Raw genomic sequence first — 1,195 nt, 5'->3', positions numbered from 1 at the left:
GCCCTACACTCCATTTATGGAGATCGTTTAAAAAAAGTTATTATTACTTAGAAAATAATACTTTTTTTAAATATATTAACATAATTTTACTTTCCTTATCAGTATTTTCTGATATTTTTTTTGACAATTTTGTTGCATTTCAATAAGAAAATAGCTTTTTTAGAAAGAGTTTTGTCAAAAAATCAATAAATCGTATAATTCGTAGATAAATCGGTAGTTTTCGGAGATATATAGGGAGCTGATGATGAAACTTAGCATTATTCCTCCTTCTTTCATCCAATAAAAAAGGCGCCCAACCATCATCTTTCTAGGTTATGCGCCTTTTTTCTATTTATGAATCATCCCTATACATCTCAGACAACTTTATAGTCGTCATAAGTAATTAGTAACCTGCTCATAGAAACTGTCTCAGCACGAAGCCTATTCTTATCACGACAATAAGCAATGATGGAACTATTGGGAATTTTGGCTGTACAATTCCATTTACTATATTTTTCATTATACCTGGAGGATATTTCGATATTCTCACCACGGACCTCTAATATCCTGCGTTCTACCAAGGGCATCAACTCCAATTCCGATAATATTCTTTACCCTAAACCAGATAAAATATTCCTGGGTCACATTCAGGCATGTCATATTCAAAGATTATGGACATTATAGCAAACCAAACATATATTCAAAACAAAAGATGTCTACATATTCTGCCGATAGCCGATTGATCATGCCCCTTATATAATAGGAAACGCGGTGAACCCCCAATCGTAATCTTATAGAATGTCTCTTTATATAAGGTATTATAATTAGAATAATCTTAATGTTTTTTTGGAATATTAAGAGAAATCACAAAATCCACCTAATAACTGTTAATAATAACTATAAAAATTATATTCGTATCACAAAAGAAATATTTGAAATTAAGAGGTTAGAGTCGTATGATTAGTAGTATCGGCGGAAAACACATTAATCAAAATAATGAAGTATAAAGGGGAATTAGATATGGTAGATGTAGTCTCAAAACCTGAACATGAAACACTTAATATTTCTGCAAACCAAGAACAATTGGATATCCTTGATCAGCTTTTAAAGCCCGAGGTTCAGGAATCATTGAACACTTTAGTTGAGCAGTTACCAAAACTGACTGAGTTAGTGAATATTTTAACAAAGTCTTATGATTTCGCTCAATCGGTTGCGA

1 pseudogene is annotated in these 1,195 nt (G+C 31.7%); it reads left to right on the top strand.

Features of this window, described 5'->3' with window-relative positions:
- Window positions 1-999 precede the first annotated feature (999 nt).
- A pseudogene (locus ACFVSH_RS26860) lies at window positions 1,000-1,195 on the top strand (DUF1641 domain-containing protein); the annotation flags it as partial.

The sequence above is a fragment of the Peribacillus sp. NPDC058002 genome (genome assembly GCF_042886655.1).
Lineage (GTDB): Bacteria > Bacillota > Bacilli > Bacillales > DSM-1321 > Peribacillus > Peribacillus aracenensis.
Note: the sequence above shows the minus strand (reverse complement) of the source record. Positions and strands in the feature narration are given on the sequence as shown.